At 42.2% G+C, this 19199-nt stretch carries 9 protein-coding genes and 4 pseudogenes; 6 read left to right on the top strand and 7 right to left on the bottom strand.

Annotation, left to right across the window (positions count from 1 at the left end):
- The first annotated feature begins 71 nt into the window (after positions 1-71).
- Positions 72-1026 (top strand): annotated as a pseudogene (trxB, locus tag N4T56_RS07935) (thioredoxin-disulfide reductase).
- Positions 1027-1547: 521 nt separating this feature from the next.
- Here trxB and N4T56_RS07930 read toward each other — a convergent pair.
- A complete protein-coding gene (locus N4T56_RS07930) occupies positions 1548-2108 on the bottom strand; it encodes a GNAT family N-acetyltransferase (protein ID WP_261732832.1) in 561 nt (186 codons plus the stop codon).
- Between the two features lie 177 nt (positions 2109-2285).
- On the opposite strand from N4T56_RS07930, the gene N4T56_RS07925 reads away from it, so the two are divergent.
- The 3 genes and pseudogenes from N4T56_RS07925 to N4T56_RS07915 all read left to right on the top strand — a co-directional run bounded on the left by N4T56_RS07925 (position 2286) and on the right by N4T56_RS07915 (position 9586).
- Entirely contained in the window at positions 2286-3470 is a 1185-nt protein-coding gene (locus tag N4T56_RS07925) for an efflux RND transporter periplasmic adaptor subunit (protein WP_261732831.1), read from the top strand.
- Positions 3471-3475: 5 nt separating this feature from the next.
- The gene (locus tag N4T56_RS07920) at positions 3476-6664 is read left to right on the top strand and encodes an efflux RND transporter permease subunit (protein WP_261732830.1); all 3189 of its coding nucleotides are present in this window, start codon (positions 3476-3478) and stop codon (positions 6662-6664) included.
- Between the two features lie 204 nt (positions 6665-6868).
- Positions 6869-9586, top strand: a pseudogene (locus N4T56_RS07915) (bifunctional acetate--CoA ligase family protein/GNAT family N-acetyltransferase).
- 74 nt (positions 9587-9660) lie between these two features.
- On the opposite strand, the gene N4T56_RS07910 reads toward N4T56_RS07915, so the two are convergent.
- Complete coding sequence (locus N4T56_RS07910; RefSeq protein WP_261732829.1) at positions 9661-10683, bottom strand: GGDEF domain-containing protein; 1023 nt, start codon at positions 10681-10683, stop codon at positions 9661-9663.
- A 192-nt stretch (positions 10684-10875) separates the two neighbouring features.
- Between N4T56_RS07910 and eco the strand changes: the two are divergent.
- A pseudogene (eco, locus tag N4T56_RS07905) lies at positions 10876-11432 on the top strand (serine protease inhibitor ecotin).
- A gap of 80 nt (positions 11433-11512) precedes the next feature.
- On the opposite strand, the gene N4T56_RS07895 reads toward eco, so the two are convergent.
- From N4T56_RS07895 to pssA, 5 genes and pseudogenes are all read right to left on the bottom strand, one after another.
- Entirely contained in the window at positions 11513-11788 is a 276-nt protein-coding gene (locus N4T56_RS07895) for a hypothetical protein (protein ID WP_188922334.1), read from the bottom strand.
- Positions 11785-13795: pseudogene (locus tag N4T56_RS07890) on the bottom strand (RecQ family ATP-dependent DNA helicase). Before N4T56_RS07890 ends, N4T56_RS07895 begins: the two are co-directional and overlap by 4 nt.
- Before the next feature lie 69 nt (positions 13796-13864).
- Positions 13865-14086 (bottom strand): hypothetical protein, encoded by a 222-nt coding sequence (locus N4T56_RS07885; protein WP_261732826.1) that lies wholly within the window; start codon positions 14084-14086, stop codon positions 13865-13867.
- Positions 14087-14618: 532 nt separating this feature from the next.
- Positions 14619-15419: a tRNA-uridine aminocarboxypropyltransferase gene (locus N4T56_RS07875; RefSeq protein WP_261732825.1), complete on the bottom strand. Its 801-nt coding sequence runs from the start codon at positions 15417-15419 to the stop codon at positions 14619-14621.
- Between the two features lie 73 nt (positions 15420-15492).
- Complete coding sequence (pssA, locus tag N4T56_RS07870) at positions 15493-16833, bottom strand: CDP-diacylglycerol--serine O-phosphatidyltransferase (RefSeq protein ID WP_261734776.1); 1341 nt, start codon at positions 16831-16833, stop codon at positions 15493-15495.
- A gap of 689 nt (positions 16834-17522) precedes the next feature.
- Here pssA and dacB point away from each other — a divergent pair.
- Positions 17523-19160, top strand: coding sequence for a D-alanyl-D-alanine carboxypeptidase/D-alanyl-D-alanine endopeptidase (gene dacB, locus N4T56_RS07865; protein ID WP_261732824.1), 1638 nt, complete (start codon positions 17523-17525; stop codon positions 19158-19160).
- The last annotated feature ends 39 nt before the right edge of the window (positions 19161-19199 follow it).

Raw genomic sequence — 19199 nt, 5'->3', positions numbered from 1 at the left:
TTTACCCGCCGATGTAAATTCCATACAATTCCAAGCAAATTGCTTAAGGCATGTTATCGGAGAACAAAATCATGAGTGAAGCTCGTCACGTTAACCTATTAATTTTAGGTTCTGACCTCTGCGGGTTATACCGCTGCAGTTTATGCTGCGCGTGCAAATTTAAAACCTGTAATGATCACAGGTATGCAGCAAGGTGGCCAATTAACCACTACAACAGAAGTTGAGAACTGGCCAGGCGATGCTGAAGACTTAACCGATCCAGCGTTAATGGAACGTATGCAAAAGCACGCTGAAAAGTTTGATACCGAAATTATTTTCGATCACATCAACGAAGTTAATGTTACTGAGCGCCCTTTCCGTTTAAAAGGCGACAATGGCGAATTTACTTGTGATGCATTAATTATTGCCACTGGTGCGTCAGCTAAATACTTAGGCCTCCCATCTGAAGAAACCTTTATGAGCCGTGGTGTTTCTGCTTGTGCTACCTGTGATGGTTTCTTTTATCGTAACCAAAAAGTGGCCGTTATTGGTGGTGGTAACACTGCTGTTGAAGAAGCACTTTACTTAAGTAACATTGCCTCTGAAGTACACTTAATTCACCGTCGTGACAGTTTCCGTTCAGAAAAAATTCTGATCAACCGTCTAATGGACAAAGTGGCTAACGGCAACATCATTTTACACCTAGACCAAACACTTGAAGAAGTGACAGGTAACGAGATGGGTGTAACAGGCCTTAAAAAGAAGAGCACTAAAGACGGTTCTGTTACCGATTTAGAAGTTGCTGGTGTATTTGTGGCCATTGGTCACAGTCCAAATACAGGTATCTTTGCTGGCCAGTTAGAAATGAACCACGGTTACTTAAAAGTAAACAGTGGTCTGCAAGGCAACGCAACACAAACTAGCGTTGAAGGAGTTTATGCTTGTGGCGACGTAATGGACCAACATTACCGTCAAGCTATCACCTCTGCCGGCACGGGTTGTATGGCAGCATTAGATGCCGAGCGTTTCCTTGACGCTCAAAAGTAATTCTCTTGTAAACTTATACACCACCGAGTGAAAACCAAATATAAAAAGAGCAGATTTTCTGCTCTTTTTATTGTCTGCAATAATCAAATTTAATCACTCAATTCAACAATAAAACTTATACCATTTCCATTAATTATGTGACCAATCAGAGTCGCTCAGACTGTTCAGTTTGAGGCGCATTGTTGAAATAATGGTTATTCCCTTCTAAGGCAATGCAACAAAGAAATGGACAGTCTGAGCGCCTCCTGCAAGGCGGGTTTCTGTGCCTTCTATGCTGCTTAATAGTATTTTGACGTACGACTGCATGGATGCAGGAGGTAGAGCAACGCAGGAGCAGTTGCCGACGACTGCATGGATGCAGGAGGTAGAGCAACGCAGGAGCAGTTGCCGACGACTGCATGGATGCAGGAGGTAGAGCAACGCAGGAGCAGTTGCCGAGAGCAACTATGCCTACAATCCTATTACTTGCCTAGAAGGCACAGAATTACCGCTGAATGACCAGATAATTAGTGGAATTGGTATTAAACCGCTTTTTGATAAAACACGGCTTCGGTATCACCAAGGGGATCGCGGTGAAGTCGTTTATATTGAAATTGCATCCCGAGTTTTTTCATAATCGCAATAGATGCAAGGTTATCTTCAACGGCCACCGCGCTAATATGAGTCACCTCATCTAATGCACTTATCGCTTGCATCACAGCATCAGCCGCTTCTGTCGCATAACCTTTTCCCCAACAGGCATATTTAAAACGCCAGCCAAGCTCAATGTTATTGGGCTCAGGTTGAGTAAAAAAATGCATCGGCCGGACTAAAATCCAACCTAAATATTGACCACTTAATTGGTGCTTATCATTTTCGGCGCAATCAAGTGCCTGTACCTTCCACAAACCCCAACCTTTTTCTGGGTTTAAATATTGCGCTAACCTTGGCAGCATCACTGTATCAACTTGTTGCTGTGTGGTTATAATGCCGCCATTTAAAAAGTGCATTACCCGCTCATCTTGGTCTAATTCAAACAATAATGCGCCGTCATCAAGAGTTAATAGTGACAGTTGTAATCTAGACGTATTGGTAATTTGCATAGCGTTTCCTGTTAACCGATTACAATATGGTTAAAAATCAATCTTGACTGAAACACAAGTTTACACATTGACACAACAAACAAGAAACATTTCGATTAACATATAACGTATAAAATAGATTAGTTGCAGTTTGTTGGGGAAGACACTGCAATACAAAATCACTTAAAAGGAAGCATTGTGGCTACTAAAAAACAGATAATTTTACCGTTTGTGGTGTTAGGCATTGGCGTTGCAGGTCTGGTTGGGCTTTCTGCATTAAAAAAACCACCAGAAGAGAAACCACCAGTCGACACGACGCCATTAGTGTCTGTTAAAGAGATTATATATCAGCCTATGACCTTTAACGTTGATTCGTATGGTGTGGTTAATGCCAAATACACCACGGAAATAGTTGCTCAGGTTGGTGGTGAAATTATTTATTTAGACCCTAACTTTGTTAAAGGTGGCTTTGTTAAAAAAGGCGAAGTGTTGGCAAAGATTGATTCAAGCGATTATGAATCAAGCTTACTTGACGCCCAAGCCAATATTGCATCCTCAAAAGCCTCTTTAGTACAAGAACGCGCCAATGCCGAAGTCGCTATTAGAGAATGGGCTGATATTACCAATCAAAAACCAACGGATTTAAGCCTACGTAAACCACAATTAGCCCAAGAACTCGCCAAATTAAAAAGTGCAGAAGCCAGCTTAAATCGTGCCAAACGTGATTTGGAACGTACCGTGATCCGTGCTCCTTATGATGCATTAATTGAAGCGCGTGAAATTGGCTTAGGCTCATATGTCAGCAAAGGCAACCTAGTAGGTAAAGTACTCAACACTGATAAAGCCGAAATCCGCTTACCTATCGCTGATAGAGAAATGCAATATTTACAAGCAAAAGGTGTGGGTACTTCGGTAAATTTATATAGCAATTTTGCCGGCAGCAAACACACTTGGACCGGTAAGATTGTGCGTAGTGAAGGCGTGGTCGACAGCAAAAGTCGTATGACTTACCTTGTCGCTGAAGTTGATGATCCATATGGCTTAAATACCAACAAAAAAGAATTACGATACGGTACCTATGTCACCGCAGAAGTCACCGGACTTGAAGTGGGTAATGTTGCCGTTGTGCCTCGTCATTTAGTGATCAACGGTACAGTAGCCATTATGGATGCAGAAAAAACCTTGCGTTATAAACCCGTGACGGTTATCCGCCAAGATGGTGCGAACGTTGTTATCACTGACGGGCTTGAAAACGGTATGCAACTGATCACATCTGCCCTTGACTACCCTATTGATGGAATGAAAGTAGCACTACCCGAAGACCGCATTCTGCAAAAAGAAGCAGAAAAAGATGCCTCTGAACTTGCGATGGAAGGTGAATAACAATCATGGCTGATACTCACAAAGGACTCATAGCCTGGTTTGCCCGCAATAGTGTTGCGGCAAACTTGCTAATGATCATCATCTTAATCGGTGGTCTGTTAACCGCAAGCACTATTCGAAAGCAGTTTTTTCCAGAAGTTGAAATCAACTGGATTGAATTTAGCGCTGTCTACCCAGGTACTGCACCACAAGAGGTAGAGGAAGGCATCACCATTAAGATTGAACAAGCACTTGAAAGTATTCAAGGTTTAAAACGGGTGATTACTTACTCAAACCGTAACATGGCTCAGGGCTATTTTCAGGTTGAGGAGTCATACGATCCTTTAGTTGTACTCGATGAAATCAAATCTGAGATTGACTCAATATCAACGTTCCCAGCAGACATGGAGCCGCCTAAAGTTGAACGGATCAAATTTAGACAAGAAGTGATGTACTTAAGTCTTTATGGTGATATGTCCGAACGCCAACTAAAAGATTTGGGCGATAAAATTCACAATGAAATCATGCAACTTCCCAATGTTAATATTTCAGAATATTACGGTGGTTTGGGTTATGAGATTAGTATCGAAGTCAGCAAAGATAAGCTGCGCGAATATGGACTAACATTTAATGATGTTGCCCAAGCGGTACAAGGGTATTCTCGTAATATGTCGGCAGGGCAAATTAAAGCTGAAAACGGCTACATTAACTTGCGAGTTCAAAATCAGGCTTATGTCGGTTATGAGTTTGAAGAGCTACCCTTATTGACATTAGATGACGGCACCAAATTATCATTAGGTGAAATAGCCGTAGTTGATGATGGCTTTGAGGAAGGCATTCAATACTCTAAATTTAATGGTAAAAACTCTGTCACCTTCTTTATTGGCGCCGCAAAAAACCAAAGTATTACCGACATTGCCGAGATTATTCGTACCTATGTTGATAAAAAGAAAAAAGTTTTGCCACAAGGGGTTAAACTTGAGCCTTGGGTAGATATGACCTACTACCTAGATGGCCGCTTACAACTTATGTTAGACAGCATGAAAAGCGGTGCGGTATTGGTATTTTTAATGTTGGCACTATTCTTACGAGTGCGTTTAGCATTTTGGGTCATGATGGGCCTACCAGTGTGTTTCTTAGGTACGCTACTGTTTATGCCAATGGCATTTATTGATGTCACCATTAACGTCATCAGTTTGTTCGCGTTTATCTTAGTGCTTGGTATTGTGGTTGATGATGCGATTGTGATGGGAGAAAGTGCCCACAGCGAATCAGAAGAGCACGGCCAAAGTATTGAAAGCGTGATCCGTGGGGTGCAAAAAGTGGCGATGCCAGCTACTTTTGGTGTTTTGACTACCATCGCGGCATTTTTACCTATTACTATGGATGACGATTCCTCTTCTGCCTTTGGTCAGGCCATTGGTTACGTGGTGATTTTATGTTTGCTCTTTTCATTGGTTGAGTCAAAACTGATCCTACCTGCGCATTTAGCTCACATGAAAAAACCTAAGGTCGTTAAGGCTGGGTCTAAAAACCCATTGGACTGGTTGCGTAATGGCGTCAACTTTGTTCAAGGTGCAGTAGACCGTAATTTAACGAAATACATTGAGAATATTTATCGTCCATCATTAGAAATTGCCATTAAATATCGCTACGCAGTGATCATGCTGTTTATCAGTTTAATTTTAGTGTGTGCTGGTCTTTATGGTGGCGGTTTAGTACGCTTTATTGGTCAACCTAAAATCCCTCATGACTTCCCACGAATTAAAATTGAAATGAACGTGGATGCATCAGAAAAAGCAACGTTAGCCGCAGCGCTTGCCATTGAAGCAACATTATATAAAGTCGACAAAGAGGTTGAGCAACAATACGGCCAACGAATGATTTCTGACATGCAAGTTGACCTAAAAGGCCAAACTAATGCAGAAGTGATGACAAAATTAGTTGACCCTGAGTTACGCCCAATGGACACCTTTGCCCTAGCAGAGCTTTGGCGCCAAGCCATGCCATTAATTCCTGGAGTTAAGTCGTTTACCATTCAAGACAGTTTAATGGGTGGCGGCCGTGAAGATGGCGACATCAGCTTTAGACTTGAAGGCAACAACGAAGAGCAACTCATTGCCGCCTCAATGATGTTAAAAGAAAAGCTCAACAGCTTAAAAGGCGTAAGTGATGTCAACGACAGCAGGCAATCCAGTGCCAAAGAAGTGCAGTTCCAATTAAAACCGTTAGCCAATGCATTAGGCTTAACCTTAGCTAATATTGCCTCGCAAGTGGGCAACAGTTTTTATGGTCTAGAAGCGCAGCGCATTATCCGTAATGGTGAAGAAATCAAAGTCATGCTGCGCTACCCAGAAGAGCAGCGAAACTCAATATCATTGGTGCAAGATGTGTTAATTAAAACACCACAAGGTGGTGAGTTGCCGTTATCTGAAGTCGCTGACATTAAAGTGGTTCAAGGGGTTAATAGCATACGTCGTGAAAATGGCAGCCGTACCATTAACGTATGGGGCTCGGTTGATGCAGAACAGGCTGAACCCTTTAAGCTCGCCAAAGATATTCGCGATAACTTTATCCCAGAGCTACTGGCTAAATACCCACAAGTTCGCAGTGAAGTATCTGGTAATATCCAGGAACAACTAGATAGCGCTAACACTCAAATGCGCGACTTTATCTTGTCGTTGTTGGTGATTTACAGCTTATTGGCTATCCCGCTACGTTCTTACATTCAGCCTGTGATGATCATGTCGGTCATTCCGTTTGGGGTTATCGGATCTGTTATGGGTCACATCATTTTAGACATTGATTTAAGTGCCCTATCGATGTTTGGCATTATCGCGGCAGCCGGGGTAGTGGTGAATGACTCACTGGTTATGGTCGATTATGTCAATAACTCACGTAAAGCAGGCGTGCCGATGCGTTTAGCGGTACTCAATGCAGGTTGTAAACGCTTCAGAGCGATTATGTTGACCTCGTTAACCACCTTTATCGGTTTGGTGCCTATCATGTCTGAAACCAGCATGCAGGCGCAAATGGTGATCCCTATGGCTGTATCATTAGCCTTTGGTGTGTTGTTTGCCACTGTGGTAACCCTGTGTTTAATTCCATGTTTGTATATTGCCATTGAAGATACAAAGGCATTAATTTCACGAATTATCGGTATTTACTCACCTGCCACGCCAAATAACACGCTAGAAGAGTCACAACAAAACTAGCACTTACAGCGATACATGATTAAGGGCCTTATTTGTAAGGCTACTTTTTTTATTCTAATTAAATGCATATATGGTATTAGTAGTAGGCATGACAACTGGATGATCGCGGTGGGATAAATTGATGATAATAAATAGTGCAACATCATCAATTTACTGAGAATATGCTAATCTGATTAGCATCGGTTATCACCACAGGACACCAATATGAGTCAACGCAGTATTCATTCTCTCTTTAAGCCCACGTCAGTCGCGGTTATTGGTGCATCAAATGGTGATAAGCGTGCCGGCAAAGGCATCATGAAAAACTTATTATCCAGTGGATTTTCAGTGACCGATAATGCCCGTAACCCCTAAATACACGGCGGTAATGGGTGTGCTTGCCTACCCTAATATTGAAGCCCTGCCAATTAAACCTGATTTAGCCATCATATGCACTAGCGCGCAAAAAGTACCCAGCATTGTTGAACGGTTAGCCCAATTTGGCTGCAAAGTGGCCATTATTATGGCCTCGGGTATGGCGTTACAAACCGACGAGCACGGTAATGATTTGCTCACACTGACCAAACAATATGCTAAACGTTATGGTATGCGGTTGTTGAAGCCAAATAGCCTCGGGATGATTTTACCGCCCATCGGATTAAACGCCAGTTTAGCCCATGCGGGTGCCATATCTGGCAAGATTGCCTTTGTGTCTCAATCAGCAGCCATTTGTACCACAGTATTAGATTGGGCCAACAATAAGGGCATTGGCTTTTCATCGTTTATTTCGCTTGGTGATGCCACTGATATCGACTTTGATGAGCTGCTGGATTACCTCGGCCGCGACAGCAAAACCAGTGCAATCATGCTTTATATTGATTCCATTAATGAAAAACGTCACTTTTTATCCGCCGCTCGCGCAGCTGCGCGAAACAAACCTATTTTTGTGATTAAATCTGGCCGCAGCCATGAAGGCATGAAAGCAGCCATGCTCCATACTGGCGGCATTGGTGGTAACGACGCCGTATATGAAGCGGCGTTTCGTCGTGCAGGTATGCTGCGGGTAAATGATTTAATTGAACTGTTTGCCGCAGTAGAAAGCCTTGCCCACTCAACTACATTAAAAGGTGAGCGGTTAATTATTATGAGTAATGGCGGCGTACTCTGCGGTTTTGGCGGCTGACGAGTTAATTATCAAAGGCGGTAAATTAGCGCAATTGTCTGACAACACCATAAACGAACTGAACACCATTTTACCAGACACCTGGTCAAGGCAAAATCCTATCGACATGATTGGCGATGCAGACCACCAGCGTTATGCAAAAACCCTTGAAGTGTTAATGAATAGCAATGACGTCGACACGATTTTAGTGTTGCATTCACCGTCAATATTGGCTGAAAGTGTCGAGATAGCCACAAGCATCATTGAAACAATTAATAAGAACCCTAACCGGCATAAGTTAAATATTTTAACCAACTGGAGCGGTGAAGACTCGGCCTACCTGGGGCGTAAACGCTTTACCAAAGCTGGCATTCCTACGTATCGCACCCCTGAGGGTGCTGTGCGGCCTTTATGCACATGGTCGAATACCGCCGTAACCAAAAATTATTACAAGAAGTGCCGTTGTCGATCCCCGACAATATCCCAGCCGATCGCAATATAGCCAAAACCCTATTACAACAGGCTCTCGACCGCGGACAAACTGTGGTAGAAACCCATCAAGCGGTTGATATATTAAAAGCTTATGGTTTAAACACCATCGATACCTGGTTTGTCAGTGATGTTGACGAAGCGGTTAATGTCGCCAATAGCGCGGGTTATCCGGTCGCGCTAAAAGTGCAGTCACCTGACCTACTCTATAAATCAGATGTTCACGGCGTGGTGCTCAATTTAACCTCAGATGATGATGTTAGCCATGCTGCGCACTCGATTATTGACAGGGTTCATCAAATTAACCCCAAAGCCAAAATAGATGGACTGATTATTCAAAAAATGGCATTAACGGCAGGCGCACAAGAAATCCGCGTGTCAGTCATTAACGACCCGGTATTTGTACTCTGCGATTTGTATTGGCGAAGGTGGCTCAGAATGGGATCCTACTCGAGATGCAGCCGTAGCATTGCCACCATTGAATATGGCCTTGGCGCGTTATATGGTGATTCAAGCACTGAAAACCAATAAGCTGCGCGACAGGCATTTACCACTGTAGCCTGGACATGAATGCGCTATGTCTTATGTTGACCCAAATATCTCAGTTAGTTATCGACTGTCCAGAAATTGCCGAAATAGACATAAACCCCGTGTTAGCCGCGGGCGAAAAAATCACCTTACTAGATGTCAACATGCGCCTGCATGACAGTCCACAAGACAATATTGGCCGTTTGGCTATCATGCCTTATCCCAAAGAGTTAGAACAAACTTCCACACTTAAAAACGGTTTAACCGTCATGTTAAGACCCATCTTGCCAGAAGATGAGCCTAAGCATTTAGAATTTGATAATTCACTTAGCGATGAAGACAGATACAAACGTTATTTTGGAATGCGTTCTAAGATGACCCATGAAGAGATGGCCGTACTCACTCAAATCGATTATGCGCGTGAAATGGCGTTTATTGCGACCACTGCAACCGCAGAGGGTGAAGAGCTCACTCTCGGCGCGGTAAGAGCCTCTATTGACCCCGATAACACCGAGGCTGAATTTGCCATGGCTGTCCGCAGTGATTACCAGGGTATTGGCCTAGGTAAGCTACTGCTCGAAAAACTGATTACTTATTATAAAAACAACAATACCTTGTACTTAACCGGATTCACCATGTTTGAAAACCGTAATATGGCCAGTTTAGCCAAATCGTTGGGCTTTACCGTGTCGTTTGATATGGAAGAACATTTGATAAAAATGCATATGGACTTACAGAACAAAGACAAACAAACTAATGATTAAGCCCATGCATTCAATAACAAGGCCAGCAGATTGACTGCTGGCCTTGTTATTCTATACAAATCTAACTGAACTCATTAAGCATATTTTACGCAGTTTCTACCTGCTCTTTTAGCTATATATAATTGCTCATCTGCACGTGCTAATAAGGTATCGGCATCATCGCCGGTTTGAATGGTTGCCACACCAATCGATACCGTAATATGACCTAAGTTTTGTTTCTTTTCTTTACCAATCGATAATTGTTTAAGCGAAATACGTTCACGAATTTTTTCAGCTACATTAACTGCATCGGTTAACTTAGCATTGGGCAACATCACCACAAACTCTTCACCGCCATAACGTGCAACTAAGTCATCCCCCTTTACCGTGTGTTTCATGGCTAGTGCCACATAAGCCAGCACTTTGTCTCCAATCAGATGACCAAAGGTTTCATTAAATTGTTTGAAATTATCAATATCTATCATCAACAAGCTGCACACGGTTTGCGTGTCGGTAAACTTAGTCATTTGTTCAGCGGCAAACAATTCATAAGCGCGGCGATTATTGAGCGAGGTCAACTCGTCTGTCATGGCCACCTTGCTTAAATTATCCATCTCGCTTTTAAGGTTGGCGATTTCATCAGACAGCGACACTAAGCTTTCAGACATATGGCGGTTACTGGCAATCACTTGTTCCACTTCTGCGGCAATACTCATCACTAACAAGGTTAACTCATCAGAATTAGGGTTAGATTGCAGTTTTTGGTTAAACTCGCTTAAGTTGCCGGAAAAGTTTGCCGTGCCCTCGCCTAACAGCTCAATTTTATGGACCAAACTATTGATTAAGATTTGCGTTTCTATTTGGACGTTTTCGATGATTTCAGGCGAGCGCTCTTCAATAAAGCGATTATACAAACCCAGATTAACTTCCGGGGTAAATTTAACATCATTGGCAATTAAGCCATCGATAGCCCGTTTTAAATTGAGGTTAGTTTCGGCAAAATAATCAAACCAAATTGCATAGTTTTCAGGCGTGACCGGAATGGCTAACTCAGACATTTTAGGCAACACGAGGTGCAATATGTGCGAGGTTTGTTCTAAATTTTGATTATTGTGCATCGAAAACGATACCTTATGATAAAAACAATGTGTCAAAGGTTATCAGTATGTTATGTCATACTTATGATCTAAACTCAATTAGAGATGTTAATTTTAAGCAAACTTTTGTTTGAAAATACATCATTGTAAATAACCCTTTTGTCCTGCTCAATCGTTTAAGTCGTTATTCATACTCATAAGGAATTAACAACAATGCGCACAACTGCACAATATAAGCCGCTACTCATGGCCGCTAGTTTACTTATTGCTAGCGTGTCATTGGCGAGCCAGGCCACCCCTAAAACCAATAACGACCCATTAAACACAATACCCATTCAATCCAGCGTAATGAATACAGAAAACTATCAGGCTCAAGCAGACACAAAAATGTATCCTGCGCCTCAAGCCAACATGGTGCAACACATCATAACCCTACCTAAGCTAAACAATGAGTCAGAGTATTTAATTGAAATCCAGGTAGGTCAAAATAAGCTGGTTGACTGCAACAAGGTAAAGTTAATAGGCGAAATCCAGACCCTGTCACTCGACGGCTGGGGTTACCGTTATTATCAAGTGAACAACATAATGCAAGGCCAAGTACCCGAATGATGTGTACAGATGGCAAAAAAGCACAATTTGTGGTTCTCAATGACAGCCTTACCCAAGCATACGATAGCCGTTTGCCAAAGGTATTTTATTTACCTAAAGATGCTCAATTACGTTATCGCATTTGGCGGGCGGTAAGTGAATTTAACTACAGTATTAAATAGATAATAGTTAAATTATCAATAGCCTGCCATCATTAGGTTAATACTATTATGTGGAATTAAGGCTGCCAGTAGTAGAGCGATTAGTAGCGTCTAACCCGAACCACTTGCATGACTTCGATTTCAAATCCAGCCACAGATTCTTTGGCTGGATAATAAATGAGGTTGACCTTTTGGCCTTGTAAACTTTTAAAGCGTTTAGGGCGTTTGTACTTAAACGGCACATCGCAATCTTCTATCATCAAGGTTTGTAATACCCACTCACCCACTTCTCGTTGGGTGTGAGACACCACAGTGACCCCCTCACTTTGAACTAAATTGGCGTGTTTTTTTAATAATGCTTCAGGAACGGGTTTCATGAATTCACCTTGTTAACAGCAGCCAGAATATCTTGGTATCGGTAAGCACTAAAACGGCCAAAGCCGTCTAATTGTTTGACTTTTAAACGGCTAAACCTTGGCATCACCATACCAGCAAGAAATTTAGCCTGTGTCGCAACAGTCACAGTGGGTAGCGATTTAGCCTGAGCCACTTGGTGTAATGGCGCAAGCAATGCAGCAACGTTAGCTGAGTCTGGTAATGGAGCTAACGCCTGTTTAGATAATACCGCAATTTGACCACGACAAACACTGCAATGACCACATGATTTCGGCGCGGCTTGATCGTCGAAGTATTCGGCCAATGAGGCACTTAAACAGCTGTCGAGCTCAAAAAATGCCACCAGTTGGCTAATACGCACAATTTCTTTGCGCTCGTTATCAGCAAAATAGTTGCTTATCTGCAAGCTTAATGCCTGTAACTGTGCAGGATGAACAAGCGCCTGTTGATTAACGTTATACACCTGAGTGATTTTTTTAGTTTCAAGAATAATCAGCTGCTGCTCAGCTAAATACTCCAATGCCGCCACAACACGTTGGCGCTCGGCACCATATTGTTGATACAAACTGTCAAAATCTAACTGCCCCCAGATTTTTTTAAAGTGAGTATGTTCAAATACTTGGTTTAAAAAAGCCTGACGTTCAGAGTTAAAGCGCTTCAAAATAACCTGCATATCTTCTACAAAGCGGTATTTAAAATCAGCAAAATACGCAAAACTTGGGCTAATCACCCCAAGTAGTTCTAATTGCACAAACAAGGTTTTTAATGGCAAGCCGCGAATGTTACAGGCTGTAGATAATGGCAGTTCTTGAACTTCCCAGCGCCCTTGATCCGTTTCATCAGCAATGATTTCAAGTAATTGCTTGATGCTTTCAGGCTCAGGCGTATCACCATAGACAAAGTTTTCGACCGTATTTAACCCATCGAGATTCGCTAATGTAACACAATGAGACAATTGACCATCGCGCCCTGCACGGCCGATTTCTTGACTGTAATTTTCAATCGATTTGGGTAAATCATAATGAATAACAAAACGAATATCGGACTTATCAATGCCCATACCAAAAGCAATGGTAGCAACGATAACTTGTACCTGATTATCCATAAACTGTTGCTGAATACTTTGGCGCGCCTCCTGCTCCATACCTGCATGATATGCGCGAGCGTTAATCCCTTGATTAATTAATACTTGTGCCACATCTTCTGCCGTTTGCTGCAAAGTCACATACACAATACCGGCACCCTTTTGGCCGTTGTTAGCATAATAATTAACGCAATCGACGAGTTGGATATTTTTATCTTGCTGACTGACCGCCAAGACCGACAAATCGAGATTAGCGCGATAAAAGCCGGTTTGAATGATTTGTGCTGGTGCTAAACCAAAACGCGAGGCCATATCGTGCTTAACCTGCGCTGTGGCTGTCGCGGTCAGTAACAGGGTTTGCGGGATAGAAAATGCCTGACAAAATTGCGGTATTTTTAAATAATCAGGACGAAAGTTATGACTTCCACTCAGAAATACAGTGAGCTTCATCGACCACCAGTAAAGAAATTGGCACAGAATGCAAAAACTGCCTAAAGCGCTCATTCTTAAATCGTTCAACCGAGACCATTAAAATCCGGGTGCGATTATCACGCACATCTCGCATCACTTGTTGGGTTTGTTCATAGGTTAAACTAGAGTCAATACTGGCCGCAGCAATGCCTTTACTGGCTAAAAAGGCCAATTGGTCTTTCATTAACGCTAATAAGGGTGAAATCACTAAGGTCAAATGGGGTAATTGTTGAGCACAAAATTGATAGCACAAAGACTTACCCGAGCCCGTAGGGAAAATCGCTAACGCAGACTGGCCGCCTAAAATGGTTTCGATTACCGCTTGTTGGCCAGCTCTAAAATGATCAAAGCCAAATTGCTGTTGTAATAATTGGTGTAGGCTTGCAGAGGTAACGCCTTGGCCTGAATCTGCGTTTGGGGTAATGCTTGACATAGATAATCCCTGAATATAGTGATTAAACCCATCACATCATAGGGTTAAGCGAAAAGAAAAATTAGCGACTTAAGGCACTGCTTTACGGGCAATGTATTGGTTAATCAACTGAGTAAGCTTGTCTTCAAATTGCGCCTCAATCACATCAAGTTGCTGGTCAAACGAGGCAACAAACTTAACGGCTTTGTCGTGAGACAACACTTTTCCAGCCAAACTGTATTGAAATTCAATGAGAGACTTATCAAAACGAGGCGCTAAAATCCACTGACATATATCGGCATTTAAATGCACTAACGCACGTTCTGCTAATTGGCAAAAAGTGACAATATGATCAACGCCATCAGTAGCCTAAACACCCAGGTTCAAGCCGATATAAAATCACCAATTTTGTTGCGCTGTATTGTGAACGTGTGTTGAGCAAGTCTTCCATAATGCGTGCTATAAAGTCCTTATTAATAAAATGTACCTAGGGTCTGTTGATCTTTGCTGGTTGAATTTTGTTCGAGTTAAAAACGTGTTAATCGAGGCGAATGGATTGATGCCTAGCAATCTAAGCAACTCTTTATTTGCAAAGAATCATTCAACAAAGAGTAAAACGTTTTTAGCCGAACCCTTCGGGCAGCGTTTGTTGGCCATTTTTACTGCGTTATCGACTTTTTATGTAGAATAACTACACCTCAAAGTCTCTGCCGCGCAGTTATATATGTGAGTAAAGACCAACAATTCGCTACAAAAATAACCTTGAAAGATCAACAGACCCTAGTATCACGTTATCTAATAAGCATCCCGTAAAATCGGCCAATATGCAAATATGTCCTGCGCTTTAGTCTATTTGTTGCTTGCTCGCCGTAAGAGCATCTGTAAATGCGTTAATGTAGTGCTCAATTGGCGTTAAGGTTTCTTTAGCACGGCGATTACGTCCAAGCAATGATGATTCAACAAATAGATCAAACCAGGCAGAAAGCGCTAAGCCGTTTTGCGGTTCTTGGGCTGCACTCAATGCTAATGATGCCACTTCAGCAGTGCCTAATTGAAAATCATGGCTGCCTTTACGCAGCGCATATGTCGCTAATGCTTCTGGTGCAAACGACAACACCGGCATTTGATGTAAATAAGGGCTTTTACGGTACATCTTAATGGCTTCTCGCCAGCTACCATCTAACATCACCAATAAAGGCGTTTTAACCTTGTTGCTGGGTTGTAATAACGCTTGCGGCATAATTTGATTCACCACAGCTTGCTGATTTTCGATGTACTGCTGCGGAAACACTAAATAGGGCTGATAGTGCGGATCATCTAATAACGCCAACATCTGTTGATCAGTGTTAGTACGAGTCCATAAAAAAGCATGGGTATCAGGAATTAAATCGGCAATTAAGCGGCCACTGTTAGTTGGCTTTAACACTTCATCATTATACATAATCAACATAAAACTGACTTGGGTAGTCAAATATTGCCGATGTTTACAAGTACAAAATAATTCACCCAACAAACATAAGTTACAGCGAATGAGCTTTTTACCCCGAGCACCAAACGGTTTAGTTGACAGCGACTTACGGTATGCATGCAGTCGATGAACCGCATGTATAGCTGCTTTTGAGGTTTGACTAACAACTTGGGTCATAAAAAACTCTGAAGTGAAAAAAATTCATCACCCTTAAGATGATGAATGGAGAATACTGATTATTCAATGAAGATTATAGAATACGTCGCAATAAAAAGTCAGCTTTTAAACGACGGATACGGTTCATAATTTTTTTCACTGGTTTTGGGTATTTACGTAATGTATCAATTTGGCTGTAATGAAATAAGCGTTCAGTGTGCAACAAGATATGCTGCTGCTCAGCAATAAACGACGATTTCCAACTGCCCGATTCATCATGTAACAATAAGCCATTTTCTAAATCTAACGCCCAGGCACGAGGGTTAAGGTTAGACCCCGTAATCAAGTGTTTGCGGTTATCGGCACTGATGCCTTTCAAATGGAAGCTGTTAATACCATCTTTCCATAAATGAATATTCAACTGGCCGTTTTCAATAGCCCATTGTTGGCGCTTAGCAAATTTGCGTAACGATTGCTCATACATGTAGGGCAAAGCACCAATGGTCGAAAAATCTTGCTCTGGCGGAATATAAAAATCATTAGCCGTTTTGTCGCCTACTACAATATCAATCTTTTTACCTGCGCGCAGATGTTTGGCCAGCGCCCTGCTCAACATGGCAGGAGGATTAAAATACGGCGTACAAATAAACAAGTGCTCTTTAGATGTTTCAACCAGTTTAATCACGGTGTTATTCAGCGGGTTATTTTTGCGGCCTAAGCCAATCAATGGGGTAACCCGATTACCTATCGTGGTGGATTCGTACTGGTAACGAGCCTGAGACAATCGATGCTTAAACGTTTTAACATCTTGTTTTTCAGGGTTGATTTCATTGTCAGCCGCATGGCTCAACACGCTCACAGCTGAATCGCTGGTGATATGCTGTTTGATCATGTCGCGCATACTGCGAGCCAGTTCAGCACTCTCGATTACATGGTAACGGTCAAAACGGTATTTGTCTTTTTGTTGCATGTAAATATTGTTAATGCTGGCGCCGCTGTATATAACTGCATCATCAATAATAAAACCCTTGAGGTGCAATACCCCCATAAACTCACGCGACTTAACCGGTACACCAACAATATCAAATGGATGTTCAGCATCGGCCATCAAGTTGCGATAAAGAATATAATTGCCGCTGTCGCCTTTATGGCCAATTAGACCACGACGTGCACGATGGTAATCAACTAATACTTTGATGTCTAAATCTGGTTGGCGTGCTTTTGCGGCTAATAATGCATGCAATACTTCACGGCCTGCTTCATCGTCTTCGACGTATAACGCGGCAATATAAATTGAAGATGTTGCAGACTCAATTTTAGCTAATAAGGCTTGCTTAAAATCCTTAGGATTAAGTAACCAAGACAAAGCATCAGCTTTTAGCGCAATTCCACCTAGCTTATACAGCAAGGCATCCTCCTTAAAATGGGTGATCATCGCAGTACAATGAGAAAAAATGAACAAACATCACAGGACGGCTTCACTATTACACTTGTCATTTTTACCACTCATTGACTTCACTTTTTAATCAGCAACAAGTGAACCACCAATCAAAAATACTTTGATGATGTGTCAACTTGGTTATCAATATTTTTCGGCCTGACAAACAACACTGAGTACCTAGGTCAATCAAAAAAACACCGTAAAAGCGTGGTACTCGAATCGCATGTTCGTTTCAGCGCATAATTTAGCTGATAGAAATTACCGACTAACAAGGTGATGAGCAAGGTGTTTCTTACCTAAAGGTGCTTTTTGTGGCCTTCTTTGTATGAAAAACGGGCGATAGCGCTAAAATATTGTCAATTTGCTTGCTAAGCGACCAGCCTGACCACATAGCAAATCGCTCAAAATGCGTACAGCCGTCATGTTATAAATAAGTATTGTCTTAAACAGAAGCCAGTGAAAAATGAGCACGAACGACATCAGAATCTTTGCGTTAACAGTGAAAACCGTTGCCTCATGCTTACCAATCACCAATACCAGTGAAATATTCACCTCATTGACAGCAACAATATATTTTATTCACCAACGTCATAGCCATATCAGCGATTGCTTTGTTAAGCTAAAATAGATTTACACCATACTCTGATTGAACATAATCCTTTTTATATAAGTTGCAGGCCGATATGTATTTAGCGTTGTTAACGGCGTCACCCCGACTATTGTGCAAGTATTTTGCTGGTTCAGTTTATGCGTTAGTGCGCCTAATGTTAGGCGTAGGTGTGTGGTGTGGGATCACCAATCAGGCAAGTGCTGAAATCATCATACCGCCGAGTTTAGCATCAAGCTCAACAACTCAAGTCCCTTCAGAGCTTGCTGCAACCCAATACCTTGACGATATGTTGCAGTTACTTAAACCAGCCTATTCGCAATTAGGCATTAGCGTGTGGGACATGACCACTCAGCAAGCCGTGTTCAGTTACAATAACCAATCGCTCATGCAACCAGCCAGTATTCAAAAGCTGCTTACTGCACTTGCCGCGACAAAACAATTAGGCCAGGGATTTTACTATCAAACCCAACTTAGTACTTATGCTGAGCAGCCCATAGACAAACAGCAAGTGGTGAATGGAGTGTTTCAGGGTGATATTTACCTTGAGTTTAGTGGTGATCCCACTCTTGAATTTCAAGACTTACAGCAGTTACTGACATCCTTGAGTGACTTAGGGATCACTCAGCTCAATGGCGATATTATTTTAGTCAGTGAACAAGACAACCAATTGCAAGCTCCTGGCTGGGTTTGGGACGACTTAGGCATTTGTTATGCCGCGCCAATATCCCCATTTATTATTGATAAAAATTGTGTTTACGGCCGCTTATCAACCACAGGTTACGATAAAACCGCCAGTATCTCTATGGTAGGTAAACGCCCTATTGAAATAACCAATGAAGCCTATTTTATTAATCCTGTAGTGGCGCAATCACAACATAAACTTGCACCGACAGGCTCGGTATACACTCAAGCCAATAGCCAACCAGCATGTCAGTTAACCCTAAGCCGCTTTGACAATAATCGATACCATCTCAGTGGCTGTCATGTGGGCGAAAAATCGTTACCATTGGCCATTGCCATTACAGACCCAGCCCTTTATGCGAAAAACATTGTCGACAAGCAATTAGACAGCCTTGGGATTGAGCACAAGGCTCCTATGGTGCTTAGCCGCAGTCAAATATCCCCAGCAACAGGTCAACGTTATGTCATTGCCAGCCATCACTCTGAAACCTTAACAGACCTGCTGTCAACCATGTTGTTAAAATCTGACAACTTGATCGCAGACAGTTTATTGAAGAAAGTCGGCGAAGCTTATTTTCAAGCCCCCAGTGATTTTGCTCGCAGTAGCCAAGCCATGAAAGCCATTTTGTACTCGCTAGGGATTGATTTAGCCGACGCCAATTTAGCCGATGGTTCAGGGTTGTCACGATACAACTTACTCAGTGCAGAGCAAGTGTTAAGTGTATTAACAACGGTTTACCAGATGCCTGAATATCATTTTTTACTCGACACTCTGCCTGAATCGGGTGTCAGCGGTACCTTACGTTATAAACGCTATTTTAATAAATCACCGTTAAAAAACCATGTGTTTGCCAAAACCGGCAGCATGTTAGGCGTGGCCAATTTAGCAGGCAGAGTCAAAGCCAGTAACGGCCATGATTATTTGTTTGTACTCATTGAAAACGGCTTAAGCCCACAAATTAAAAAACAACAAAGAGCACCTTTTTCGGCGGTGTTTTTACAAACTATGTTGGATGTGCCCATCAACTAACCGACTTTTTCACTCAGGCAGTTGGCACAATAAAACTTC

This window comes from Shewanella phaeophyticola, from assembly GCF_025398315.1.
Taxonomy (GTDB): Bacteria; Pseudomonadota; Gammaproteobacteria; order Enterobacterales; family Shewanellaceae; genus Shewanella; species Shewanella phaeophyticola.
This window is presented reverse-complemented; position numbering and strand designations above follow the sequence as displayed.